We start from the raw sequence: 26,623 nt of genomic DNA on the forward strand, positions 1-26,623 counted from the left end.
CGAGGACGGCCCGTGACGCAGCAGATGTGTCAGCGCCCGCTAACTACTTGAAGCAAAATGTTTTTTTAACTGACAAGCATGACGCCATTCATGGCGACCTTCTTACATGCACGCACAAATTAAAAAGGTCGCCATAAATGGCGACCCTACGATTAATGTATATAAATCAATTAATTAAACCGCGCATCCCGATCTGACGTCAGATCATACAGCTGATATTTACGGCCCAACATCTGACCGCCATCACGCGTCAACGGCACCCAGTTCACCTGTGCACGGCCACGCGTTGGTGTCACGGTAAACAGGTCCATTGGCACCGAAATGTAGAAGCCTTTGGTGAAGGTACCTTCGCCATACTGTTCGGCAGAGACGTTAGTTTTAGTGGCATAGAAACCAACCATCACGCCGCTGTCAAAGCGCTTCGACACATCCAGCGTCACGCCTTTATCCTTCGCCAGATACTGCCCGACGCTGGCCTTCACCAACACATCCTGCATAAACCATGGGCGCCAATACGCCGTCAGATTTCCGGTTGGCGCTTTGTAATCGGTGAACTGCATCATGTTGTCCCAATCACGCTGCTTCACGTAGTTGGCATCAACACCGAATGCCCAGTTGCTATCAATCGGACGATACAGCACTTCGCCGCCGACGCCGCCGTACATGGTTTCCAGATAACCGCCGTAAACCTGGCCGTAGAAACCGTTGCCGAGCGCATGCATGTAGTTGGCTTGCAGGTCATTAACGTAAACGTTGTTCTCAACGTAATCACGAATGTGCGTGCGCACGCGCGGCAGTGTGGAATCCGCCGGAGCGCCGTTGTAGTTGAACTTGTCGTAGTTATTGGCGATGTTGCCAAACAGGCTGCCGCCGACCAACAGGTGATCGGTAAGCCAGTAATCGGCATTGGCCATTACGCCAACCTGATACATGTAGAAGCTTTCGGGTCCACCAACCGACTGATTGAGCACTGGCGACAGGCTGTAGTTCAGGCGATCTTTGCGGATAAAGAAACCTTGCTCGGTGGTGCCGGGATCCACCGGATCTTCACGCGTCTGCTGTAGCGGCTGTTCATGGCCCAGCGGATAACCCGTCAGCTCGTTGTGCAGGCTGGCGACGTTGGTGCGCGTGCTGACCTGCGGCATATTAAAGCGCGACTCGGTGACGTCGATGGTATCGATGCCGGCCGGCAGGTTGTTCATGATGATGCGATTGGCGCGATCGACCCCTTCGCGCGTGTCGCGATATTTGGTCTGCTCGCCAGAGACATACAGCGTGCTGCCTTTGGTCTGAATATGTGGGCCATTCAGCCCCGCGTTGTACTTCAGATCGGTCAGCTGGTTCGCCACCACCGTCGGCTGCAACAGGTCGCCCTGCGGCTGCGGGTTGTAGGTTGGCTTCTGGCTATCAATGTGCGACTGATGCAGATCGTTGAAGTTGGTGCGCAGAGTAAAGCCGAACATAAAGGTGTTGCCGCGCTCGTAGCTGGCGTTGATGTCCGCCCAGTCGGTGATGCGATAAATCGCACCGACGTTAACCTTGCTACGTTGCTCCAGGCGACCGGCGAAATCATCCTGATAATCGTTACCTTCGTACTCCAGCTTGAGGCGCAACGGCTGCCACGGCGTTTGGTATTCCACGCCGCCAAACAGCGCTGCCGGGCCGTGGAACATCTGTGAACCGTTGATGGTGCCGGTTTCGCCGCCGCCACTGCGGCTGCAATAGCTGTCGCTGTAGGAGCAGAATGGGTTTTTAAGGGTGCCGCTGTTGCCGAGATAACCCCAGCCAATACCGAGACTGAAATCGAATGGCCCCCACGCTTTGCTGGCCACCAAATATTCGCTGTCGAACAAGCCGGTGCCGCCTAAGTCGCGCGAGCCAACCGCCACTTCCGGCAACCAATAGCTCTCCTGCCATAAACGTAGCTTCACATCGAAGGCTTTATCTTTATAGCTTTGGTTGCCGCTAAAGCCTTCCACCGCGCTGTAACGGCGGGTACGCACATCGGTATAGCGCACGGTGGTTTCCAGCCACGGGAACAGCTGCAATGAGGCGGAATAGTAGCGATATTGATCGTTATCGCGGAAGTTGACGCTAAATTCGCCCTCTTTCGCCATACGCGCGGTCGGCGTCTGCATCAGGCCGACGCCACCAAAATCTGATTGCGAAGGACCGACCGGTTCAGGCCAGGTTTCCGCATGCACCTGGCAAGCGGCGGAAACAGAAGCAGCCAACAGGCTGAGAAGTAATTGTTTTTTCATCAGTCTGGTATCCGGTGAGTCAGAACGGAAAGCATGCGCGCATTCAAATCGCTTTGGCCCCATGGCAAGCTCCATGAGGTGAAACCGAGCCAGATGATGCTGCCGGGTTCCACTTCGATATGGCGATGATTCCAGTACGCGACCGGAACTTGCTGAGTGCTGCCGGACGGCGCAATCACCGTGGCATAGCTACGTTCCGCGCCGGAAAGACGATTGTGGCCGTCGAGGTAATCACGCACTTCACGGCCCGGCTGCCAGCTCTCTTTACCCGGATTGCTCAACGCCCCCAGTACCAACACCTGCGTCGGCGGCGCCAGCGTGTAAAGGTCATAGCTGCCTTGCAGCGTGCGGTTATCCTGTGGACGCAGGCGCACGGCGTCGGGATCGAGCGAGGTGAACTGGCGGCCCGTTACCTGCACCGCGCCAAGCTGGTGGATAACCGATCCGATGGTTGCGGCTAACGACTCGCCGCTGTCGGCTTGCCAGGCACGCAGATCGGCCAGCAGCTGTTTCTGCTGTTGCTGTGCTACCGCAGTCGCACCGCGCTCGGCAATCACCGTGCCCGGCCACCAACTGCGCAGTTCAGGCTGGGTAAGTAACTGACTGAGATTCTGCGCATCGTTGATTTGCAGAGTGTTTTTTCCCTGCACAACGTGCACGGTGACGTGCGCCGCCGCCAGCGCGTGGCCAGCCATGAGCAGCGTTAACGCTGCCAGCATTGGAGTTATTTTTTTCATGATTTCGCCGGCTTCAGAATAGTGGTTTCAACTGGGAAGGCATCGGCGGCCAGCATCTGATTGGCCTGCAGCACCGTGCCATCGCGGTTATCGATCCAGAAGGTGTTCTGCCACTCCGCGCCCACGCTCTCCATGCGCACGGTTTCATGCCAGACGCGGCACGGCACGCGTTCACCGGTGATATCCAGCACCGTATCGTCACCGCGCTCGAAACGTGAAACGGCGGTGGCGGCACGCACTTTGTCTTGCTCGCGCCACTGCACCACGCGCGTCCAGCTGGCACCGTTTTGCAGATGCAGCGCATCGGCGAGCGGATCCTGCGCCAGGTTACTGACGTCAGTGAGATTGCTCGGTAACCCCAGGGTTTTGATCAGGCGGCCATGCTGCATCACCAGCATCGCTTTATCCTGGGTGATCCACTTCTGTTGGCCGTTTTCGTTGTAACCGAGTACCACGAAGATGCGTGGACCTTGATTGATGCGGGCATAGAGGCTGGCGTAGGGCAGGTTAGCAACCTGTTCGTCGCTGACCGTGACATCATCCGGGCCGTTTACGGCCAGCATCACGGTTTGTTCAAGGCCTTTTTGCGTTTGTGTGCAGGCCTGCAACAACAGGCAAAGAAGTAGCAAAGAGAGTCGGCGCACAGTGTATCCCTGTCTAAATAAGCCAAGCAAAAAATAACCACACGGGTGTGTGGTTATGCTTAAAGGTGTTACATCAACGAGTGGTGCTCGTTGTGGTGGTGGTTGTTGTACCGGTATTTGCACCGTCACCGCCGCCAGAAGCAGCAATGCCGAGACCCACTAACGCACCGAGCGCGCCGATACCCACAGCGGTTGACGCGCCAGTTGAGATTGCTCCCGCCTGTGCGCCTGCTGCAGCACCAGCTTCTTCCGGCGCGGCAATCGCAGCGGAAGAAACGGCAACGTAAAGTAAGGCTGCACCGGCAACCATCAGTTTTTTCATAACAACGTTTCCTGCATTTATATGAATCAATGAATGTAGGATTTACCCAGATTTCGGGCGCGTTCAGTATAGGGCAACAAATTACCAGAGTTCAGCATGAGTAAAAGAGGGCAGAAACCAGGGATGTTTCTGGTGATAAATAAGGCGAATTGGCGTTAGCTGCTTTTTTTAAATGCCTTTTTTTGGACTAGTAGAACAACTGCATACCTGGTGATTTCCCGGCAGAATTTTTCACTTTTGCACTAATTATTGGTACGGAATGGGAATAATCGGAATTTGCTCAGCAGGCTTAAATAAAAATCATATATCTATCAGATGGATAAATTATAGGTTGGGTTAAATTAGGTCCATTTTAAAGCGGAGTAATCTGCAGTAGATTGAAGTGAATTACGAATTTCCTTACGCCATTTTAAGAATTTTCTAACCCTATTTAATGCAGTAAAAACAATATTGCGAGTGAGGCGGCCTGGTTGACATAAAAAAAGGCGGCAATTACGCCGCCTTCTGCATATTATCCGGGAAATTAACGCCAGGATTTATAGCGATTAATTAAGCCATTGGTGGAGCTATCGTGGCTGCTAATTTCAGCGTCATTTTCCAGCTCTGGCAGAATACGGTTTGCCAGCTGTTTACCCAACTCAACGCCCCATTGGTCAAAGGTGAAGATGTTGAGAATCGCGCCCTGCGTGAAGATCTTGTGCTCATACAGCGCAATTAGTGAACCGAGGCTGAATGGGGTGATTTCACGCAGCAGGATGGAGTTGGTTGGACGATTACCTTCGAACACCTTGAACGGCACGATGTGCGCGACAGATTCCGCAGATTTACCGGCATCGGTAAACTCTTTCTCTACCACGTCGCGTGACTTACCAAACGCCAGCGCTTCGGTCTGCGCGAAGAAGTTCGACAGCAGCTTCGGATGGTGATCGGTCAGCACGTTGTGGCTCAGCGCCGGTGCGATGAAGTCGCATGGAATCAGTTTGGTGCCCTGATGAATCAACTGGTAGAACGCGTGCTGGCCGTTGGTGCCTGGCTCGCCCCAGATGATTGGGCCAGTCTGGTAATCCACCGGATTGCCTTCACGGTCAACGTATTTACCGTTGGATTCCATGTTGCCCTGCTGGAAGTAAGCAGCAAAGCGATGCATGTACTGGTCGTACGGCAGAATCGCTTCGGTTTCGGCACCAAAGAAGTTGTTGTACCAGATACCGATCAGCGCCAGTAACACCGGCAGGTTCTGCTCGGCAGGCGTATTAGCGAAGTGCTTATCCATCGCGTGCGCACCGCTTAGCAGCTGCTCAAAGTTCTCAAAGCCGATGGAGAGAATGATCGACAAACCGATGGCTGACCACAGTGAATAGCGGCCGCCAACCCAATCCCAGAACTCGAACATGTTGTCGGTATCGATACCGAATTCACCTACCGCTTTACCGTTGGTCGACAGCGCAGCGAAGTGCTTCGCCACGTGCTGCTGATCGCCGGCGGTTTTCAGGAACCAGTCACGCGCGCTGTGGGCGTTGGTCATGGTCTCTTGGGTGGTGAAGGTTTTTGATGCCACCAGGAAGAGCGTGGTTTCCGGGCTGAGATCTTTCAGCGTTTCGGCAATGTGCGTGCCATCGACGTTAGAAACGAAGTGCATGTTGAGGTGGTTTTTGTACGGACGCAGCGCTTCGGTCACCATGAACGGGCCGAGATCTGAACCGCCAATACCGATGTTCACCACGTCGGTGATGGCTTTACCGGTATAGCCTTTCCAGTCACCGCTGATGATGCGCTCGGAGAAGCCTTTCATCTTCGCCAGCACCGCGTTGACTTCCGGCATCACATCTTTGCCGTCCACCACAATTGGCGTGTTGCTGCGGTTACGCAGCGCAACGTGCAGTACTGCGCGCTCTTCGGTGCGGTTGATCTTCTCGCCAGAGAACATCGATTTGATGGCGCCTGCCAGATCGGTCTCTTTAGCCAGCGCCTGTAATTTTTCGAGGGTTTCCTCGGTGATGCGGTTTTTTGAGAAATCCACCAGCATCTGGTCATCGAAAGTGGCAGAGAATTTCGCAAAACGATCGGCATCTTGCGCAAACAGGTCGGCGATTTGCACCGATTTCATCTGGTCAAAATGCTGCTGCAGCGCTTTCCAGGCAGCGGTTTGTGTCGGATTGATATTTTTCATGGCAACACTCTAGTTGAAATAAGAACCGTCATTCCATCCGGGGCATCCTGCTGGCCCGGCATCCATAACACTCTTGCACGGGGAAGAGTATGACCACAGTTACCAATGAAGGGAAAAAATTTGTGACCGTGGCCGCACTGTTTCAGGTAAATCCGGCAGCGATTGTCGGTGCTGCGCCAGGAGAATTCCCTGTGCCGTATCAGAAAAAAGCCGCTTTTGTCTGATTCGGACACTACTTTAGGCCGCGGTTGGCGGGCGCGTTTGTTCAACGATGCGTTTACCGAAGTGTAAAAGTGAGAAATCCTCAAAGTGCAGGGATGGACAGGGGGGAAAATAATCAGTAATTTATGCGCGCTACTTACACCTCCGGGTGTAAGCCAGAAGAGGCGCGTCGCCCAGGCAGTGTGTTTGAGGATCCGTATCCGCAGAGAACACATCAGGGGGTGTGACGCCGAGGTGGGGCAACACGCGGGGTGTTGCACTGTCGGCTGCAGGGGCTGAATCCTCTGGGTTGTCACCAGAATCGTCCACAGTCGGACGGTTCGCAAGGTGAAGCGCTTTTGGTGACTTGTCTACTACTGATCTTGTCTGCCCAATTCTGCTCTTCTCTTGTGCCTAGGCTGCTACTATGTCTTCCGCCCCAAAACGGAAGAAAGATAACCTGACACGGGGTTCGTAATATGTCCCAAACTCTTATCGTGGCTAAATTTGGCGGCACCAGCGTTGCCGATTTTGATGCTATGAACCGCAGTGCAGATGTTGTGCTGTCGGATGCCAATACGCGTTTAGTGGTGCTCTCTGCCTCCGCTGGCGTCACCAATCTGCTGGTTGCCCTTGCTGAAGGTCAGGAACAAGCGCAGCGCGCTTACCTGCTGGATGAAATCCGCCGCATTCAATACGCCATCATCGATCGTTTGCAATCGCCGGATGTGATCCGCGATGAGATTGATCGCATGCTGGAAAACATCACCATGCTGTCTGAAGCCACTTCGCTGGCGACCTCACATGCGCTGACCGATGAGCTGGTGAGCCACGGTGAGTTGATGTCGACGCTGCTGTTCGTGGAGATTCTGCGTGAGCGTCAGGTCAACAGTGAATGGTTTGACGTGCGTAAAGTGATGCGCACCAGCGATCGTTTTGGCCGCGCAGAACCGGAAGTGGCGACGCTGAAAGAGCTGGCCGCAACACAACTGCAGCCGCGCATTGCGGAAGCGCTAGTGGTGACGCAGGGCTTTATCGGTAGTGAAATCAAAGGCCGCACTACCACGCTCGGTCGTGGCGGCAGCGATTATACCGCTGCGCTGCTGGGCGAAGCGCTGCAGGCCGCACGTATTGATATCTGGACTGATGTGGCCGGTATCTACACCACCGATCCACGCGTGGTGTCCACCGCTAAACGCATTGAAGAAATTACCTTCGAAGAAGCAGCGGAAATGGCGATCTTTGGTGCCAAAGTGCTGCATCCAGCAACGTTGCTGCCCGCCGTACGCAGCGATATCCCGGTATTTGTCGGTTCGAGCAAAGATCCGGCCGCAGGCGGTACGCGCGTCTGCAACGAAACCAAAAATCCACCGCTGTTCCGTGCGCTGGCGCTGCGTCGCAAGCAGACGTTGGTAACGCTGCACAGCCTGAACATGCTGCATGCACACGGCTTCCTTGCCGAGGTGTTTAACATCCTGGCGCGCCACAGTATCTCTGTCGATCTGGTGACTACCTCCGAAGTGAGCGTGGCGCTGACGCTGGACAGCACCGGTTCAACCACCACCGGCGACAGCTTGCTGACCCAGGCGCTGTTGACCGAACTCTCTTCACTGTGCCGTGTGGAAGTGGAAGAGAACCTGGCGCTGGTGGCGATCATCGGCAACAACCTGTCAAAAGCCTGTGGCGTGGGTAAAGAAGTATTCGGCGCACTTGAGCCGTTTAACCTGCGTATGATTTGTTACGGTGCCAGCAGTTATAACCTTTGCTTCCTGGTTCCAACCCCAGATGCGGAAGAAGTGGTACGCGCGCTGCATAAGAATCTTTTTGGTTCTTAAGGCAAATTTTTAGCAGAATGAGTTAAGCCGGACAGAGTCCGGCTTTTTTATTGATTAAATTTGTTAGCAATATTTTAAGCCCAGCGGCAGCCGCTCTTTCGATCCCGACATTTCTGGTGATCCCCATTATAGCTCGCGAGAACCGTCTTTTTTTCGCTGGAATTGCCTAAAAATCACACTAATCTCACATTCAGCGGTTGCGCTTTAATCGCCGAAAACGATAATCCCGCCGCGAAAAGATTAAATTATTTGAGGGGATAGATTTGAAAAGATCAGTGGCTGAACACTCGGCACCTTTGTGCTGGTTTTAGGCGGTTGTGGTAGTACGGTTTTGGCTGCGTCTTTTCCAGAATTAGCTATTGGTTTTGCCGGTGTCGCGCTGGCGTTTGGTTTGACGGTGTTGGTGATGGCATTTGCCGTCGGCCATATTTCAGGCGGCCATTTAACCCGGCGCGCAGCACCGCTGTGGCGATCTTCCAGGGGGTTAGGCGTTGGAACAGCTGTGGATGTTCTGGTTGTTACCGATTATCGGTGCCGCGATTGGTGGTGCGATCTACCGCTTTGTACTGGAAAAAGCAGAGTAACTTCGCCGTATTTCTGCGGATCGGCAGCAGCCGATCCGCATTTTCCCCCGCAAGCGACTTCCCGCCTTACGTCAAGATAATGAAATGTTATGATCCCGCGTCCGTCGCTGTGGTCGTTCCCTGCGCGACATTTCATCTGTGGCAATATAAAAAAATTCCTAAGGAAGTCTGGTTATGCTCGGCAAACTTACCCGCCTGTTCCCGCTCTGGGCCGTGCTGCTCTCGGTCGCTGCTTATTATTCTCCCACCACCTTTCTCGGCATTGGGCCGTGGGTGACCTATCTGCTGATGCTGATCATGTTTGGCATGGGCGTGACGCTAAATATCGATGATTTCAAACGCGTGCTGGTGCGTCCGGCGCCGGTGATCGCCGGTACTTTCCTGCATTATCTGGTGATGCCGCTGGCCGCGTGGGGCCTGGCAAAGCTATTCCAGATGCCACCTGATCTGGCAGCAGGGATGATTCTGGTCGGCAGCGTGGCCAGCGGTACCGCTTCTAACGTGATGATTTATCTGGCGAAGGGCGATGTTGCGCTGTCGGTGACCATCTCATCCGTGTCGGCGCTGGTGGGGGTTTTCGCCACGCCGCTGCTGACTCGCTTCTACGTTGATACGCACATTCAGGTGGATGTGGTGGGCATGTTGCTCAGCATCGTGAAAATCGTGGTGATTCCGATTAGCCTCGGCCTGATTATCCATCACTCTATGAACAGCGTGGTGCGCCGCGTTGAGCCGTATCTGCCGGCGTTTTCGATGGTGTGTATTCTGCTGATCATCAGTGCGGTGGTGGCAGGCAGCCAGGGCTTTATCGGTTCCGTCGGCTTGATGGTGATTGTGGCGGTGATCCTGCACAACGCGATTGGTCTGCTGGGCGGTTATTGGGGTGGCAAGCTGTTTGGTTTCGATGAATCGACCTGCCGCACGCTTGCGCTGGAAGTCGGCATGCAGAACTCAGGTTTGGCGGCGACGCTGGGCAAACTCTACTTCTCGCCGTTGGCTGCACTGCCGGGCGCGCTGTTCTCGGTGTGGCACAACCTGTCAGGTTCGCTGCTGGCCGGTTACTGGTCGGGTAAACCGATCGATAAGAAGCAGAAGTAATTGCGGTTTCAATAAACAGCGGTCGCCATGAATGGCGACCCTGCAAAACGCACCTCTCTGCTGTTACAACTTCAGATACGTGCGAATCCCATCCAGAAACATCTGCGTCGCCAGCATAATCAAAATCAATCCCATCAGGCGCTCCAGCGCGTTAACGCCTTTGTCGCCCAGCAGGCGTAAAAACAGCCCTGACATCAGCAAAATCACCACCGTCACGCCCCACGCGATCAGCAGCGCACCGACCAGATGCGTCATTTGATTAGGATATTGATGCGACAACAGCATCAGCGTCGCCAGCAGCGACGGACCGGCCACCAGCGGGATCGCCAGCGGCACGAGGAACGGCTCTTCACCGGCCGGTAAGCCGCTGGAGCTGCTCTCCTCGGAAGGGAATATCATGCGAATGGCGATCAGGAACAGAATGATGCCGCCGGAGATCGACACGGTTTCGGTGCGCAGATTAAGAAACGCCAGAATGCGTTCACCGGCGAATAAAAACAGCAGCATCAGAATCAGCGCGATCAGCATTTCGCGCATCAGCACCACGCGGCGGCGTTTGGGTTCCAGATGCTTCAGTACCGACATGAAAATCGGCAGGTTGCCCAGCGGGTCCATAATCAACAACAGCAATATGGTCGCGGATATCATTTCAGTCATGTTGGGTTAGCCATTATTAGTTGTACTGCTGAAAAAGTTAACGCAATCGAATTAATTCACTTGCCAGAAGTGCTGCATTTTGTAGAGTTGACGGTCATAGGTAAACCTGATTATTACGCAGACTGGCACGATTATCCGGCCAGTCTTTTCCTCGCACCACACGGCCTCTTTCGAGAGCACCCGAGACGGACAGAAAATGAAGAATGTAGGTTTTATTGGTTGGCGTGGCATGGTCGGCTCAGTGCTGATGTCACGCATGAGCGAAGAACGCGATTTTGATGTCATCAATCCGGTCTTCTTCTCCACGTCACAGCTTGGTCAGGCGGCACCAACATTCGGCGGTAAGTCGACCGGTGCGCTGCAGGATGCTTTTGATATCGAGGCGCTGAAGGCGCTGGATATTATTATCACCTGCCAGGGCGGCGATTACACCAGTGAAGTCTATCCGAAGCTGCGCGAAAGCGGCTGGCAGGGTTACTGGATTGATGCGGCTTCCACGCTGCGCATGAAAGATGACGCCATCATCATTCTCGATCCGGTTAATCATAATGTGATTCGTCAGGGCCTCGACAACGGCATCAAAACCTTTGTTGGCGGTAACTGCACCGTCAGCCTAATGCTGATGTCACTGGGCGGCCTGTTCGCGAACGATCTGGTTGAGTGGGCGTCGGTTGCCACGTATCAGGCGGCATCGGGCGGCGGCGCACGTCATATGCGTGAACTGCTGACGCAGATGGGCATGCTGCACGATCACGTGGCGAAATCCCTGCAGGATCCGGCGTCGGCGATTCTGGATATCGAACGCAGCGTGACCGATTTCACTCGCTCTGGCACCTTGCCAACCGATAACTTCGGCGTACCGCTGGCAGGCAGCCTGATTCCGTGGATCGACAAGCAGCTGGATAACGGCCAAAGCCGCGAAGAGTGGAAAGGCCAGGCGGAAACCAACAAAATTCTGCGCACCAGCAATGTGATTCCGGTTGATGGCCTGTGCGTACGCGTTGGCGCGCTGCGCTGCCACAGCCAGGCATTCACTCTGAAGCTGAAAAAAGACCTGCCGCTGAACGAAATCGAACAGCTGCTGGCTTCACATAACGAGTGGGTGAAAGTGGTGCCAAACGATCGCGAAATCACCATGCGCGAACTGACACCCGCCGCCGTCACCGGTACCTTGACCACGCCAGTGGGTCGCCTGCGCAAACTGAATATGGGACCGGAATACCTTTCCGCCTTCACCGTAGGCGATCAGTTACTGTGGGGCGCGGCTGAACCGCTGCGTCGTATGCTGCGTCTGCTGATCGACTAAGCGCAGCGGCAAACCAGACAGGCCGGGGTTTCCCGGCCTTTTTTTAGTAATCCAGGCTGCAAAAAGTCATGCAAATTGTGCCTGACAAGTGATCCGCTTCCCCTTTTTGCTTACCCGATAAGTATTTTTCACGATCCTCCCTGGTTTCTGCTGTCCCCAAGCTATGATTTAACAGAGATGTGCCGGTTGTTAACTGTTTTTGTTTTTTCGAACTGAATGGTTGTTGTACACGGTGAAGATCTTTCCCACGGACGGTTGTGTCCTCGCGGTGTACCTATGGCTCAATGAAAAGCAGCGCACCCGAGGCGATAATCCTGCCGACTCGGGTCGCCTGCGCAAAATCATAGGAAGAAAGTCATGTCAGAGCTTCCCGATCGCCAGGCGATCAATGCCCTTTTTGCCGGGAATTATGCCGATCCCTTTTCACTACTGGGCATGCATCAAACTGCCCAAGGCCTTGAAGTGCGTGCGCTGCTGCCCGATGCCTCCGATGTTTGGGTGATTGAAACCAACACTGGACGCAAATGCGCCCAGCTAACCTGCCTCGACTCACGCGGTTTTTTCTGTGGCGTGATTCCGCGCCGAAAAAACCGGTTTGGCTATCAGCTGGCGGTGAACTGGCACGGCCAGCAAAACCTGATTGATGATGCCTATCGCTTCGGCCCGCTGCTGGAGGAGATGGATGCCTGGTTATTGGGTGAAGGCACGCATCTACGTCCTTACGAAACCCTCGGCGCGCACGGTACCACCATTGACGGCGTACACGGCACGCGCTTCGCCGTTTGGGCACCTAACGCGCGTCGCGTATCGGTGGTGGGCGAGTTCAACTTCTGGGATGGCCGACGCCATCCGATGCGTTTTCGCCGTGAACTCGGCGTTTGGGAACTGTTCATACCGGGCGCGGTGAACGGCCAGCTGTATAAGTTTGAAATCGTCGATAATTCCGGCCAGATGCGCATCAAAGCCGATCCCTTCGCCTTTGAAGCGCAAATGCGTCCACAAACCGCCTCGATGATCTGCGGGCTGCCGCCGAAAACCGAGATGCAGCCACGGCGCAAAGCCGCCAATGGATTTGACCAGCCGATTTCGATTTATGAAGTGCATCTCGGTTCATGGCGACGTCACACCGACAACAATTTCTGGCTCAGCTACAAAGAGCTGGCGGAGCAGCTCATCCCTTACGTCAAAGAGATGGGATTCACCCATATCGAACTGATGCCGATTAACGAACATCCGTTTGACGGCAGCTGGGGCTATCAGCCGCTCGGCATGTATGCGCCGACGCGCCGTTTTGGCACCCGCGATGAGTTCCGCCATTTCATTGCCGCCGCGCATGATGCCGGCATTAATGTGCTGCTCGATTGGGTGCCCGGCCACTTCCCAAGTGATGATTTCGGCCTGGCGAAGTTCGATGGCACCGAACTCTACGAACACAGCGATCCGCGCGAAGGTTTTCATCAGGACTGGAATACGCTGATCTACAATTTTGGTCGCCGTGAAGTCAGCAATTATCTCTCCGGCAACGCCTTGTACTGGATGGAGCGCTTTGGCATTGATGGGCTGCGCGTCGATGCGGTGGCGTCAATGATCTACCGCGATTACAGCCGCGCCGAAGGCGAATGGGTGCCAAACCACTTTGGTGGACGCGAAAACCTCGAAGCGATTTCGTTCCTGCGTCATACCAACCGCATTCTGGGCCGCGCTGCGCCCGGCAGCGTCACGGTAGCCGAAGAGTCCACCGATTATCCTGGCGTTACGCGTCCTTCGGATGATGGTGGCCTCGGCTTCTGGTTCAAATGGAATCTGGGCTGGATGCACGACACGCTGGATTATATGAAACTCGATCCGGTACATCGTCGCTACCATCATCAGCTGATGACCTTTGGCATGCTCTACAACTACACCGAAAACTTTGTGCTGCCGCTGTCGCACGACGAAGTGGTGCACGGCAAACGTTCGATCCTCGATCGCATGCCCGGCGATGCCTGGCAGAAGTTCGCCAACCTGCGCGCCTATTACGGCTGGATGTGGGGCTTCCCTGGCAAGAAGCTGCAATTTATGGGCAATGAATTTGCTCAGGGACGCGAGTGGAACCACGACACGAGCCTCGACTGGCATCTGCTGGAAGGCGAGGATAACTGGCACAACGGCGTGCAGCGTCTGGTACGCGATCTTAACCACACTTATCGCCATTTCGCGCCGCTGCATCAGCTCGATTTTGATGGGCAAGGTTTTGAGTGGCTGGTGGTCGATGACCATGAGAATTCCGTGTTCGTGTTTGTGCGCCGCGATCGCGAGGGCAATGAGATCATCGTGGTCAGCAACTTTACGCCGGTAGCGCGTCCGCACTATCGCTTTGGCGTCAATCAGCGTGGCGGCTGGCGCGAGATCATGAATACCGACCAGCACGATTATCACGGCAGCGACACGCGCAATCATGGTGTGGTGCACACCGATGAGATTGAAAGCCACGGTCGGCCGCAGTCGCTGAGTTTGACCTTACCGCCGTTGGCAACGCTTTGGCTGGTGCGGGAGAGCGACTGATGCTGGAGCAGGGGCAGCCGGAACCCTTAGGTGCGCACTATGATGGGCATGGCGTTAATTTCACGCTGTTCTCCCAGCATGCTGAACGCGTTGAACTCTGCCTGTTCGACGCGCACGGTGCTGAGCGCCGTTACGCGCTGCCCGCGCACAGCGGTGATATCTGGCACGGCTATTTCCCCGCGCTGAAGCCCGGCCAGCGCTATGGCTATCGCGTACACGGTCCGTGGGCACCGCAGCAGGGACATCGCTTTAATCCCGCCAAGCTTTTGGTCGATCCCTGTGCCAAAGCAGTAACGGATGAAGTGGTGGACGACGCGCGTTTCAACGGCGGTGAACGTGAACCGGATGGTGCCGACAACGCTGCCATCGCGCCGAAATCGCTGGTGATTGCCGAAGATTTTGACTGGGAAGGCGATTGCGCGCCGTGCACGCCGTGGGGCAACACGGTGATCTACGAAGCGCATGTGCGCGGCTTAACGCAGCAGCATCCGGAAATTCCGGAAAGGCTGCGCGGCACTTATGCGGCGCTGGGTCATCCTGCTATGGTGAAGTACCTGCGCCATCTCGGCATCACCGCGCTTGAGCTGTTGCCGATTGCTCAATTCACCAGCGAGCCGCGCCTGCGCCGCTTAGGGTTGAGTAATTACTGGGGTTATAACCCGTTTGCCTTGTGGGCGGTGGATGCGCGTTACGCCTCGGGCGAAAACGGTTTAACGCCGTTGCAGGAGTTTCAGCAGGCGGTCAAAGCGCTGCACGCGGCGGGCATCGAAGTGATTCTCGATGTGGTGTTCAACCACACCGCCGAGCTGGAAGAGATCGGGCCAACGATTTCGCTGCGCGGCGTGGATAACGCCAGCTATTACTGGCTGGATGGCAACGGCGAATACCAAAACTGGACCGGCTGCGGCAACACGCTGAACCTCTGCCATCCGCAGGTGATGGCGTGGGCGCTGGAAGCACTGCGCTACTGGGTGCGCGTTTGCCATGTTGATGGTTTCCGCTTTGACCTCGCCAGCGTGTTGGGGCGCACGCCGGAATTTCATCAGGATGCGCCGCTGTTTGCCGCCATCAAAGCCTGTCCGTTGCTCTCTAAGGTGAAGCTGATTGCCGAGCCGTGGGACATCGGTCCCGGCGGTTATCAGGTCGGCAACTTTCCGCCGGACTTCGCCGAGTGGAACGACCATTTTCGCGATGCGGCACGCCGTTACTGGCTGCAGGGTCAACTGAATAATGGCGATTTCGCCCGCCGTTTTGCCGCATCCAGCGACGTTTTCCAGCGTGAGGCGCGTCTGCCGCACGCCAGCATCAATCTGATCACCGCTCACGACGGCTTCACGCTGCGTGATGTGGTGAGCTTCAACAACAAACACAATCAGGCCAACGGCGAAGACAATCGCGACGGCAGCAGCAGTAACTTCAGCCATAACCACGGCAAAGAGGGGCTGCAGGTTAATTTCGATATTGTCGAACAGCGGCGGCGTAGCGTGCATGGCTTGCTGACCACGCTGCTGCTGGCGCAGGGCACGCCGATGCTGCTGGCGGGTGACGAACGCGGTCACAGCCAGCACGGTAACAACAACGCCTATTGCCAGGACAATCCGCTGACCTGGTTGAACTGGCAACAGGATGATTTTGGCCTGGTCGACTTCACTGCTGCGTTAATCCGCCTGCGCCAGCGCATTCCCGCGTTGACGCAGGATCGCTGGTGGCAGGAGGGCGATGGCAGCGTGCAGTGGTGCAATGCCAGCGGCACACCACTGGAAGCCGAGCAGTGGGAACAGGGGACGCACAGAATGCAGATCCTGCTCTCCGGCCGCTGGTTAATAACAATAAATGCCACGGAATCGGTGAGTGATATCGCCTTACCAGACGGAGAGTGGCGTGCCATTCCTCCTTTCGCCGGGGAAGATAACCCCATCCTGACAACTGTCTGGCACGGTCCCGCACACGGTGTGTGTGTGTTCCTAAAGCAATCATAAGGAGTCAGACATGGTGAAATTAGATAGAACAGATCATCTGATGCTGGCGCGCCAGCTCCCTACACAAACGGTTGCCCTGATCCTTGCTGGCGGGCGCGGTACGCGCCTGAAAGATCTCACCGCGAAACGCGCCAAACCTGCCGTGCACTTCGGTGGCAAGTTCCGCATCATCGACTTTGCGCTGTCCAACTGCATCAACTCGGGCATTCGGCGCATCGGCGTGATCACCCAATATCAGTCACATACGCTGGTGCAGCACATCCAGCGCGGCTGGTCGCTGTTCAACGAAGAGATGAACGAGTTTGTCGATCTGCTGCCGGCACAGCAGCGTGCCGCTACCGAACACTGGTATCGCGGCACGGCCGATGCGGTGACGCAGAACCTCGACATTATTCGCCGCTACAACGCGCAGTACATCGTGATACTCGCCGGGGATCACATCTACAAAATGGATTACTCGCGCATGTTGCTCGACCATGTCGATCGCGGCGCGAAATGCACCATCGCCTGCTTACCGGTGCCGTTGGCCGAAGCCACGGCGTTTGGGGTGATGGCGGTGGATGCGGAAAACAACGTGGTCGATTTTGTTGAAAAACCGCCGAAGCCGCCGTCAATGCCGGGTGACGATACCCGCGCGCTGGCCAGCATGGGCATTTATGTGTTCAACGCCGATTACCTTTACCAGCTGCTGGAAGAGGATCTGCATGTAGCCGATTCCAGCCATGATTTTGGCAAAGATCTGCTGCCGAAAATTGTCGCCAGCGGCGAGGCGTATGCGCACTCATTCACGCTCTCCTGCGTGCAGGTGGATGAAAACGCCGAGCCGTACTGGCGCGACGTCGGGACGCTGGAAGCATATTGGCGCGCCAATCTCGATTTGGCGTCGGTTACGCCCGAGCTGGATATGTACGACCACAGCTGGCCGATTCGTACCCACATGGAGCCGCTGCCGCCGGCGAAATTTGTGCAGGATCGATCCGGCAGCCACGGCATGACAATGAATTCGCTGGTCTCGGGCGGCTGCATCATCTCCGGTTCGGTGGTGGTGAACTCGGTGCTGTTCCCGCGTATTCGCATCAACTCGTTTTGCAATATTGATTCCGCAGTGCTGCTGCCTGATGTGGTGGTTGGCCGATCGTGTCGTCTGCGTCGCTGCGTGATCGATCGCGCCTGCGAACTGCCAGAAGGCATGGTCATTGGCGAAAACCCCGACGAAGACAGCCGTCGTTTTTACCGTTCTGAAGAGGGCATCGTACTGGTGACGCGCGCCATGCTGGCCAAATTGGCCGGAGGCGGTCAGTAAGTGACGAAAGAATATAGAGAAAATTGCCGCGTGGAACGTGTGCGATAACAATAGGGGTTCAGGATGCAGGTTTTACATGTCTGTTCAGAGCTTTTCCCGCTGTTGAAAACCGGCGGACTGGCTGATGTCGTCGGTGCATTACCACAGGCGCAAATAGCCGATGGTACGGATGCGCGGGTGTTGATTCCCGCCTTTCCGGATCTGCGTAAAGGGATTCCTGATACAGAGGTCCTGGCGGAGTTGCAAACTTTTGCGGGACCGGTACGCTTACTTTTTGGACAATTTAACGGCGTTGGTATTTATTTAATCGATGCGCCGGGATTGTATGAACGTCCCGGCAGCCCGTATCACGATACCTCGCAGTTTGCTTACGTCGATAACTACCTGCGTTTTGCGCTGCTGGGCTGGATGGGCGCCGAGATTGCCAGCGGGTTAGATACGGATTGGCAGCCGGATATCGTGCACGCGCATGACTGGCATGCAGGCTTAACCTGCGCCTATATCGCCGCGCGCGGTCGTCCGGCAAAAACGGTGTTCACCGTGCATAATCTGGCGTATCAAGGGCTGTTTTCTGCGCGTCATCTGGATGAGATCCAGATCCCGCGCGCCTTCTTTGACATGCATGGACTGGAGTTCTTCGGGCAAATTTCTTACCTCAAGGCGGGCCTGTTTTATGCCGATCATATAACGGCGGTTAGCCCGACTTACGCGCTGGAGATCACCCGACCGGAATTTGGTTACGGCATGGAAGCGCTACTCGAGCAGAGACTGCGTGAAGGACGACTGAGCGGGATTTTGAACGGCGTCGATCCGGGCATTTGGGACCCGGCGCACGATCTGCTGCTCACCGCGCGCTACGACAGCGAAACGCTGGAGAGCAAAGCGGAGAACAAGCGCCAGCTACAGATTGCCATGGGCCTGAAGGTGGATGATAAGGCGCCGGTGTTCTGCGTTATCAGCCGTCTGACCAAACAGAAAGGGCTGGATCTGGTGCTGGAAGCGCTGCCGGGCTTGCTGGCGCAGGGCGGACAGCTGGTGCTGCTCGGTCAGGGTGATGCCGAGCTGCAGCAAGGTTTCCTGGCGGCGGCGGCCGAACATCCGGGCCGCGTTGGCGTGCAGATTGGCTATCACGAAGCCTTCTCGCACCGCATTGTCGGCGGCGCGGATGTGATTATGGTGCCGAGCCGTTTTGAGCCGTGCGGCTTAACCCAGCTGTACGGTTTGAAATATGGCACGCTGCCGCTGGTGCGTCGCACCGGTGGACTGGCGGATACGGTGCAAGACAGCTCGCTTGAGAACCTGGCGGATGGCGTCGCCAGCGGTTTCACCTTTGAAGACAGTAATGCCTGGTCGCTGCTGCGGGCGATTCGGCGCGCATTTGTTCTGTGGTCTCGTCCTGCACTCTGGCGCTACGTTCAGCGGCAGGCGATGGGGATGGATTTTAGTTGGCAGGTGGCAGCACAAGCCTACCGCGATCTTTATCAACGTTTGCTGTAATGAGAGATTGGGATACTTGATATGAATGCACCTTTCACCTATGCCTCACCCACGCTGACGGTTGATGCGCTGAAGCACTCAATCGCCTATAAGCTGATGTTTACTATTGGTAAAGATCCATCGATTGCGAATAAGCATGAGTGGCTTAACGCCGCGCTGCTGGCGGTGCGTGATCGCATGGTGGAACGCTGGTTGCGCTCCAGCCGCGCGCAGCTCTCGCAGGATGTGCGACAGGTTTATTATCTGTCGATGGAGTTCCTGATGGGGCGCACGCTCGGCAATGCGTTGCTGGCGATGGGCATTTATGAGGATCTCAATCAGGCGCTGGAGGAGATGGGCCTCGATCTCAGCGAGCTGATGGAAGAGGAGAACGATCCCGGCCTCGGCAACGGCGGTTTGGGTCGTTTAGCAGCCTGTTTCCTCGATTCGCTCGCCACGCTCGGTTTACCGGGGCGCGGTTACGGCATCCGTTACGATTACGGCATGTTTAAGCAGAATATCGTTGACGGGCAGCAGCGCGAATCGCCGGATTACTGGCTGGAGTACGGCAATCCGTGGGAGTTTCAGCGCTTTAACACGCGCTACAAAGTGCGCTTCGGTGGCCGTCTGCAACACGAAGGCGCGCGGGTACGCTGGGTGGAAACTGAGGAGATCGTGGCGATGGCCTACGATCAAATCATTCCCGGTTTTGATACCGATGCCACCAACACGCTGCGTCTGTGGGGCGCGCAGGCCAGTAATGAAATCAACCTCGGTAAGTTTAATCAGGGCGATTACTTCGCTGCGGTAGAAGATAAAAACCACTCGGAAAACGTGTCACGCGTGCTCTATCCCGATGACTCCACCTATTCAGGCCGCGAACTGCGTCTGCGTCAGGAGTATTTCCTCGTTTCCTCGACGGTGCAGGATATTCTCAACCGTCATTGGCAGATGCATGAAACCTGGGACAATCTGCCAGACAAAATTGCCATCCACCTTAACGATACGCATCCGGTGCTGGCCATTCCGGAACTGATGCGTCTGCTGATCGATGAGCAGAAATTCAGCTGGGACGATGCCTTTGAAGTGACCTGTCAGGTGTTCTCCTACACCAACCACACGCTGATGACCGAAGCGCTGGAAACCTGGCCGGTGGATATGATCGGCAAGATCCTGCCGCGTCATCTCAGCATCATCTTTGAAATCAACGACTACTTCCTGAAAACCATCCAGGAATACTATCCGGATGATTGGGAGCTGTTAGCGCGCATCTCGATCATCGACGAAAACGATGGCCGCCGCATTCGTATGGCATGGCTGGCGGTGGTGGTGAGTCACAAGGTTAACGGTGTATCGGAGCTGCACTCCAATTTGATGGTGCAATCGCTGTTCGCTGACTTCGCGCGTCTGTTCCCTGGCCGTTTCTGCAATAAAACCAACGGCGTGACGCCACGTCGCTGGCTGGCGCTGGCCAATCCGGCGCTCTCCGACGTGCTGGATGAGGCGATTGGCCGCAACTGGCGTACCGATCTTGGCCAGCTTAATGAACTGACCACGCAGGTCGATTATCCGGCCTTTATCGAACAGATCGCCGACGCCAAGTTCGCCAACAAGAAACGCCTGGCGGATTGGGTGGCGAAGAACATGGATATCGTGCTTGATCCCCATGCGCTGTTCGATGTGCAAATTAAGCGCATCCACGAATATAAACGTCAGCTGCTAAACGTGCTGCACGTGATTACGCGCTACAACCGTATCAAGGCCGATCCCAACGCCGAATGGGTGCCGCGCGTCAACATCTTCGCCGGCAAAGCGGCATCGGCCTATTACGTGGCGAAGCACATCATTCACCTGATCAACGATGTCGCCAATGTGATCAACAACGATCCGCAGGTGAAGAACAAGCTGAAGGTGGTGTTCATTCCGAACTATGGCGTGAGCCTGGCGCAGATCATTATTCCGGCGGCGGATCTCTCCGAGCAGATTTCAACGGCGGGAACTGAAGCGTCTGGCACCAGTAACATGAAGTTTGCGCTAAACGGCGCGTTAACGATCGGCACGCTGGATGGCGCAAACGTCGAGATGCTCGAGCATGTTGGCAAGGAGAATATCTTTATCTTCGGCAACACCACGCCGCAGGTCGAGAAGCTGCGCACCGACGGCTACAACCCGCGTAAGTATTACGAGGATGATCCCGAGCTGCATCAGGCGCTGACGCAAATCGCCAGCGGTGTGTTCAGCCCGCAGGAGCCAGGGCGCTATCGCAATCTGTTTGATGCGCTGGTGAACTTTGGCGATCACTACCAGCTGCTGGCGGATTATCGCAGCTATGTGGATACCCAGGACAAGGTGGACAAGCTTTATCGTCAGCCGGATAAGTGGCAACGCAGCGCGGCGCTGAATATCGCCAATATGGGTTATTTCTCGTCGGACCGCACCATTCAGGAGTATGCGGATGAGATCTGGCACATTTCGCCAGTGAGATTGTAAGGCGAGGGTTGCAAACCAGGTCGCCATGAATGGCGACCCTACGAAAACCGCATTGAGCCATTTGTAGGGTCGCCATTCATGGCGACCGTTCCAAAGCTTATTTCAATGTGATGCTTTTGACGATGTTATCTGCATCGCTTTGCGCCTGCTGTTGGTTATCAGCTGGCAAGGTAATCTGCAGCGTCAGCAGTTTTCCGTCCACTTTTGCCAGAATCACCGAAGACCATGAGGTCTGATTGTTGGCAGAAATCACCGTATCCAGCTGTTGTGCCGGCTGGTCTTTCAGCGTTACCGCTTTGTTAGACACCACCTGCAACTGTGGATCGCGACCGCGCTGCTGCTGTTCCAGACGCTGTGCCAGCGCATCAAGCGCTTCGTTGGTGGGATCGCCCGCAATCACGATAATCGCGCGCTGACCGGTTTCGTCGGCATAGACGTGCATGTTGGTGGATTCAGAGCCGAGCTTGCCGCTCTTGTCAGACATGCCCGCAGGCAGTGAGAAGCTCAGTTTGCCGTCCATCAGGTTAACCGTCTGGGCCGACTGGCTGGCGCTCGCACCGTTGCTGTTCGCTGCCGCATCATCTTTCTTCTGGTCACATGCCGCCAGGCCGATAACCAACAGGCCAATACCCACATATTTCACTACGTTACGCATTCTTTTCCCTTTTACATGATTCCAGTCAGCCGTTATACAAGCGGATTTAGTTAGCAAAAGCAACCGCCGGAGTGTCAGGAAATCTTAGCGTGTGGTGGCGTTTCGTCTATGTGTAATTAGCCGAAATTGATCTGCTGCTGCGCGGAACGTTCGGCTAAGCGCTTCAGCATGGCATTCAGCAGTACGCCGTAAGCTGGGAGGAAGAAGATCATGCAGATCAGCACCTTGAAGCTGTAATCCACCAGTGCTATTTCGACCCAGTGCGCCGCCATAAACGGGTCTGGACTCTTGTAGAAGGCGATGAAAAAGAAGGCCAGCGTATCGCTGATATTACCGAGGAACATCGCTGCCGCTGGGGCAATCCACCACTGCGATAAACGGCGCAAACGGTTAAAAACGTGGACGTCGAGAATCTGTCCCAGCGCATAAGCCATAAAGCTGGCGCAGGCGATACGCGCAACAAACAGATTTACCTCTTCCAGTGATGCCCAACCTTGCCATTCGCCCTGATAAAACACGCAGGAAACGATGTAGGAGATCACCAGCGCGGGCATCATCACCGCCAGAATAATACGACGAGCCAGCGGCGCGCCAAAGATACGCACGGTGAGATCGGTAGCGAGGAAAATAAACGGAAAGCTAAACGCGCCCCATGTGGTGTGGAAGCCGAAGATGGAAACCGGCAGCTGTACCAAATAGTTACTGGAGGTGATCACCAGCAGATGGAAAAGCGATAGCCAAAACAGCGCATGCATGCGCTGACGTGCAGAAAAGTTGATCATTGTAAGCCTTTTTAGTGATGGGGTGAGGGAACCCAGGTTCGTGCGTTGGCACGATGGTAAATAAAAAATCGGCGGCATCTTAACGCGTTGCGCAATTTATGCAATGGTTAATTTTAACGCAATCGTTATCGCCTTGCGTTGGCTCATTCGCGCGCTAGAATGAGCGCCCATCACTAACAACTGACAGAGAATCATGAGCGATCCCTTTTCTGCGCCAGACCATCAGCTTGATGCCCTTGGCCTGCGCTGCCCGGAGCCGGTAATGATGGTGCGTAAAACCGTGCGCAGCATGCAGGCCGGTGAAACCTTGCTGATCATTGCTGACGATCCCGCTACTACGCGCGATATTCCTGGTTTCTGCCGCTTTATGGAGCATGAGTTGCTGGCACAGCAGACCGAAAGCCTGCCGTACCAGTTTCTGATTAAAAAAGGCGCCTAACGCTGACGCAGCAAGCGCAGCGCGTTGGCTGTCACCAGTGCGGTGGCACCGGAATCCGCTAAGACCGCCAGCCACAAACCGGTGAAGCCGAGCAGCGTGGTGACCAGAAAAATCGCCTTCAATCCCAACGCCAGCGCCACGTTTTGACGAATGATGGCGCGCGTGCGCCGTGCCAGCACAAGGGTGCGTGGCAGAATCGCCAGCTGGTTTTGCGTTAATGCCACATCCGCGGCTTCCAGCGCCACATCGGTGCCGCTGCCCATCGCAATGCCAATGGTGGCGGCTTTCATGGCGGGCGCATCGTTAATGCCATCGCCGACCATCGCCAATGCCTGCTGCGCGCCTAACGTCCTCACCGCCTCAACTTTATCAGCGGGCAGCAAACCCGCGCGATAATCGATGTTGAGTTCAGCCGCAATGGCGGCGGCCGCGCGTGGATTGTCGCCGGTGAGCATCACGCTATTCACGCCAAGCTTCTGCAACTCAGCCAGCGCGCGGATTGCTTCGCTGCGCAACTGGTCCTGCAACGCTAACGCGCCCAGCACCTGCTGCTCCTGCAACAGCAGCACCACGGTTTGGCCCTGCGCTTCCAATTCAGCAATCTGCTGTTGCTGTGCGTCGTCGAGATGGCTGACTTCGCGCGGCGTGAGCAGTTGATAGGTTACGCCAGCGATCGCGGCACGAATGCCGCTGCCGGCCAGGGTTTGCTGCTGTGCCGCTTGCGGAATGGTGAGCGCGCGACGCTCGGCTTCGCTGACAATCGCCCGCGCCAGCGGATGGGTGGAACCTTGTTCAACGGCGGCGGCGATACTTAGGAGATTGTCTTCCGCCATCGCGCCAAAAGGCTGGATGTGGCTGATCTGCGGTTTACCGGCGGTCAGCGTGCCGGTTTTATCGAACGCCATCATACTCACGCGACTGAGACGCTCCAGCGCCGCGCCGCCTTTGATCAGCGCGCCCTGACGCGCGGCAGCGGCCAGGCCCGAGGTGATGGCGGCAGGCGTCGAGATCACCAGCGCACACGGGCAACCAATCAGCAGCAGCGTCAACCCTTTATAAATCCACGGCAACCACTCGCCAAAGCCCAGCAGCGGCGGCAGCACCATCACCAGCAGCGCCAGCAGCATAATGGCGGGCGTATAGATGCGGCTGAAGCGATCGATAAAACGCTCAACCGGCGCACGGTGGCTTTCGGCTTCCTCAATCAGTTGCAGGATGCGGTCAATGGCACTTTGGCCCGGCTGGGAAATGACTTTCAACGTCACCAGACGATCAAGGCTGGTGGCGCCGGCCATGATCTGTTCGCCTGGCTCACGCGCTACCGGCAGCGATTCGCCGGTCAGCGCGCTTTCATCAAAGCTGGCGCTGGCGTGCAACAGTTCGCCATCGGCCGGTAAACGTCCGCCAGCCGCCACTTCAATCACATCGCCGGGTTGTAATACCTCTAAGCGGACGTTTTCCCGCTGCGTGTCGTTTATGCGCGTGGCGGTATCCGGGCGCAGCGCCATCAGCGCGGTGACACCACGGCGTGCACGTGCGGCGGCGTAAGCTTCCAGGCGTTCACCCAGTTGAAACAGCAGCAACACCATCGCGGCTTCGGCATGCGCGCCAATCACCAGTGCGCCAGCGGCGGCGATGGTCATCAGCATCTCAATGCTGAACGGCGAACCGCTGCGCAGCAGTTTCCAGGCACTGCGGGCAATCGGCGCTAAGCCAATCAACGTGGTGGCAATAAACAGGCGATCGCCCCAAAGCGGCGAAAACTGGCTCAGCAGCCAGCTGGCGAGCATCAGTACGCCAAGCAGCAGCAAACCGGCATTTTCCTGCCAGCGGCTGTCAGGTTGTGGTGACGATTGGGAATCGCTGGCGCTCAGCGTGAAGCCAGCATTTTTCACCACCTGTTCGATGATGGCGCGGATATCGTGGTCGGCATCAACCACCAGTTTTTCACTGGCAAAAATCACGCGTACTTGCTGTACCTGCGGCACGCGTTGCACGGCGGTTTCAATTTTACGCGCGCAGCTGGGGCAATCCATGCCAGCAATCTGCCAGCGGAATTGGTGTGAGGTGAGCGCGGGCCTGTCGCTTTCGGCGTCGCTTTCGCCGCCAGGCGATCCGCTGTCGCTGTCACAGCAGCCGCAATCGCTGTCTGGTGTAACGGGCTGCGCCGCTGAGATTTTTAATGTTGCGGGTTTTATGCTGCTAATTGTGCACAGCGGCTGTGGCTGACGGTGAGATTTGCCACAGCGGCAAGGGTGAGCATGTTGATGCATGTAACCTCCAGAATCAGGGGCGGGCTGATGCCCGCGCCCTAATGCTACACTCTGGAGTGGACTCCAGAGTCAAGCGGAAGGTGAGGTTATCTTCAGTAGAGCCACAGTGAACGCACAATCATGAAGTGACCGGCGAAGTAGCAGGCGGCGACGATGGCGCTATCGGCGCTGAAACGTCGGCGATAATGCGAGATAAACCAGACAATATTAGCCAACAGCAGCAGCGCGGCACCCACCAGCAGCGAGAAGCTGAAGTCAGTTGGACGGAAGAAGTAGTTCTCCGCCGCCATCCAGTTCATCACCAGCGTCATGCCGATCAAGGTGCATATCGGCCAGCGTAGATCTTCCAGCTTGGTCCACAGAATCCCGATAACAATCACACCAATAATCAGGAAGGTGAGAGGAATCGGCCAGAAGAAACTCATGGTCATGTGCGCGGCAAAACTGATGGTGTACAGCAGATGCGACAGGAAGAATGCGCCCAGCGCATAGAGCATTTGCTGACGCGGCAACAGCATTAACGCGTCACCCACCAGCGTGGCGACCAGACCGGCCAGAATCAAATAATCGGTGGTGTTGAAGGTTGGAGCTTGCCACGCCCAGGCAACGAGCAACAGCAAGGTGACAGGTTTAAATAGCCAGCGTTGCCATTGCGGACCGCGGTATGAAGCATCGACGTAGAGCCAGCCGGAAAAAAGTACGGCAAGGAAAGACCAAAGCATTTTTTCTCCCTTTTCTGGACGAAATGTCCGCCAGTTTGATGAATTTTCCCAAAATCACCTTCTCAGTGTAAGTTACCGCCGCCGAATGTGACAATCAGCCGACTCTGGTTGTATGCTTTGTCGTCTTTACCCGTTCCGAATTAAC

20 protein-coding genes, 1 pseudogene and 1 riboswitch are annotated in these 26,623 nt (G+C 55.8%); of the genes and pseudogenes, 11 read left to right on the top strand and 10 right to left on the bottom strand.

The window, feature by feature from the left end; translation table 11 throughout:
• Positions 1-170 precede the first annotated feature (170 nt).
• The 5 genes from RTM06_RS03745 to pgi all read right to left on the bottom strand — a co-directional run bounded on the left by RTM06_RS03745 (position 171) and on the right by pgi (position 6,134).
• Entirely contained in the window at positions 171-2,261 is a 2,091-nt protein-coding gene (locus RTM06_RS03745) for a YjbH domain-containing protein (protein ID WP_312180032.1), read from the bottom strand.
• Entirely contained in the window at positions 2,261-2,998 is a 738-nt protein-coding gene (locus RTM06_RS03750) for a capsule biosynthesis GfcC family protein (RefSeq protein WP_312180034.1), read from the bottom strand. The genes RTM06_RS03745 and RTM06_RS03750 overlap by 1 nt, the downstream gene beginning before the upstream one ends.
• The gene (locus RTM06_RS03755; RefSeq protein WP_312180036.1) at positions 2,995-3,642 is read right to left on the bottom strand and encodes a YjbF family lipoprotein; all 648 of its coding nucleotides are present in this window, start codon (positions 3,640-3,642) and stop codon (positions 2,995-2,997) included. The genes RTM06_RS03750 and RTM06_RS03755 overlap by 4 nt, the downstream gene beginning before the upstream one ends.
• A gap of 73 nt (positions 3,643-3,715) precedes the next feature.
• The gene (gene yjbE / locus RTM06_RS03760) at positions 3,716-3,964 is read right to left on the bottom strand and encodes an exopolysaccharide production protein YjbE (RefSeq protein WP_008109848.1); all 249 of its coding nucleotides are present in this window, start codon (positions 3,962-3,964) and stop codon (positions 3,716-3,718) included.
• Between the two features lie 523 nt (positions 3,965-4,487).
• Positions 4,488-6,134, bottom strand: coding sequence for a glucose-6-phosphate isomerase (gene pgi / locus RTM06_RS03765; RefSeq protein ID WP_312180039.1), 1,647 nt, complete (start codon positions 6,132-6,134; stop codon positions 4,488-4,490).
• Between the two features lie 89 nt (positions 6,135-6,223).
• On the opposite strand from pgi, the gene RTM06_RS03770 reads away from it, so the two are divergent.
• The 4 genes and pseudogenes from RTM06_RS03770 to panS all read left to right on the top strand — a co-directional run bounded on the left by RTM06_RS03770 (position 6,224) and on the right by panS (position 9,852).
• Positions 6,224-6,358: a hypothetical protein gene (locus RTM06_RS03770; RefSeq protein WP_265300584.1), complete on the top strand. Its 135-nt coding sequence runs from the start codon at positions 6,224-6,226 to the stop codon at positions 6,356-6,358.
• Positions 6,359-6,507: 149 nt separating this feature from the next.
• Positions 6,508-6,702: riboswitch (Lysine riboswitch) on the top strand.
• A 112-nt stretch (positions 6,703-6,814) separates the two neighbouring features.
• Positions 6,815-8,170: a lysine-sensitive aspartokinase 3 gene (lysC, locus tag RTM06_RS03775; RefSeq protein ID WP_176973482.1), complete on the top strand. Its 1,356-nt coding sequence runs from the start codon at positions 6,815-6,817 to the stop codon at positions 8,168-8,170.
• Between the two features lie 298 nt (positions 8,171-8,468).
• Positions 8,469-8,651 (top strand): annotated as a pseudogene (locus RTM06_RS22750) (aquaporin); the annotation flags it as partial.
• 277 nt (positions 8,652-8,928) lie between these two features.
• A complete protein-coding gene (panS, locus tag RTM06_RS03785) occupies positions 8,929-9,852 on the top strand; it encodes a ketopantoate/pantoate/pantothenate transporter PanS (protein WP_008109856.1) in 924 nt (307 codons plus the stop codon).
• 63 nt (positions 9,853-9,915) lie between these two features.
• Here panS and RTM06_RS03790 read toward each other — a convergent pair whose 3' ends face one another.
• Entirely contained in the window at positions 9,916-10,509 is a 594-nt protein-coding gene (locus RTM06_RS03790; protein WP_008109858.1) for a YhgN family NAAT transporter, read from the bottom strand.
• 196 nt (positions 10,510-10,705) lie between these two features.
• Here RTM06_RS03790 and asd point away from each other — a divergent pair, with 196 nt between their 5' ends.
• The 6 genes from asd (at position 10,706) to glgP (ending at position 21,607) form a co-directional block, all read left to right on the top strand.
• Positions 10,706-11,815, top strand: a complete 1,110-nt coding sequence (gene asd, locus RTM06_RS03795) for an aspartate-semialdehyde dehydrogenase (RefSeq protein WP_154194825.1) — start codon at positions 10,706-10,708, stop codon at positions 11,813-11,815.
• A gap of 357 nt (positions 11,816-12,172) precedes the next feature.
• Positions 12,173-14,359 (top strand): 1,4-alpha-glucan branching enzyme, encoded by a 2,187-nt coding sequence (gene glgB, locus RTM06_RS03800; RefSeq protein ID WP_312180048.1) that lies wholly within the window; start codon positions 12,173-12,175, stop codon positions 14,357-14,359.
• A complete protein-coding gene (glgX, locus tag RTM06_RS03805; protein ID WP_312180050.1) occupies positions 14,359-16,338 on the top strand; it encodes a glycogen debranching protein GlgX in 1,980 nt (659 codons plus the stop codon). The genes glgB and glgX overlap by 1 nt, the downstream gene beginning before the upstream one ends.
• Positions 16,339-16,348: 10 nt before the next feature.
• Positions 16,349-17,641, top strand: a complete 1,293-nt coding sequence (glgC, locus tag RTM06_RS03810) for a glucose-1-phosphate adenylyltransferase (protein WP_312180052.1) — start codon at positions 16,349-16,351, stop codon at positions 17,639-17,641.
• Between the two features lie 63 nt (positions 17,642-17,704).
• Positions 17,705-19,138: a glycogen synthase GlgA gene (gene glgA, locus RTM06_RS03815; protein ID WP_312180054.1), complete on the top strand. Its 1,434-nt coding sequence runs from the start codon at positions 17,705-17,707 to the stop codon at positions 19,136-19,138.
• Between the two features lie 21 nt (positions 19,139-19,159).
• Positions 19,160-21,607, top strand: coding sequence for a glycogen phosphorylase (gene glgP / locus RTM06_RS03820; RefSeq protein ID WP_293791942.1), 2,448 nt, complete (start codon positions 19,160-19,162; stop codon positions 21,605-21,607).
• A 97-nt stretch (positions 21,608-21,704) separates the two neighbouring features.
• On the opposite strand, the gene RTM06_RS03825 is transcribed toward glgP, so the two are convergent.
• Positions 21,705-22,262, bottom strand: a complete 558-nt coding sequence (locus tag RTM06_RS03825) for a DcrB family lipoprotein (protein WP_256698120.1) — start codon at positions 22,260-22,262, stop codon at positions 21,705-21,707.
• A 116-nt stretch (positions 22,263-22,378) separates the two neighbouring features.
• Entirely contained in the window at positions 22,379-23,044 is a 666-nt protein-coding gene (locus RTM06_RS03830) for a 7-cyano-7-deazaguanine/7-aminomethyl-7-deazaguanine transporter (RefSeq protein WP_256698121.1), read from the bottom strand.
• A gap of 193 nt (positions 23,045-23,237) precedes the next feature.
• Here RTM06_RS03830 and tusA point away from each other — a divergent pair, with 193 nt between their 5' ends.
• Positions 23,238-23,483, top strand: coding sequence for a sulfurtransferase TusA (tusA, locus tag RTM06_RS03835; protein WP_036649974.1), 246 nt, complete (start codon positions 23,238-23,240; stop codon positions 23,481-23,483).
• Here tusA and RTM06_RS03840 read toward each other — a convergent pair.
• Positions 23,480-25,756: a zinc/cadmium/mercury/lead-transporting ATPase gene (locus RTM06_RS03840; protein ID WP_312180063.1), complete on the bottom strand. Its 2,277-nt coding sequence runs from the start codon at positions 25,754-25,756 to the stop codon at positions 23,480-23,482. The genes tusA and RTM06_RS03840 overlap by 4 nt on opposite strands.
• 92 nt (positions 25,757-25,848) lie before the next feature.
• Positions 25,849-26,478 carry a lysoplasmalogenase gene (locus tag RTM06_RS03845; RefSeq protein ID WP_256698123.1) on the bottom strand — a complete coding sequence of 210 codons (630 nt, stop codon included), beginning with the start codon at positions 26,476-26,478 and terminating at the stop codon, positions 25,849-25,851.
• Positions 26,479-26,623: the final 145 nt, after the last annotated feature.

It is taken from the genome of Pantoea sp. CTOTU46764, assembly GCF_031974595.1.
Taxonomy (GTDB): domain Bacteria; phylum Pseudomonadota; class Gammaproteobacteria; order Enterobacterales; family Enterobacteriaceae; genus Pantoea; species Pantoea trifolii.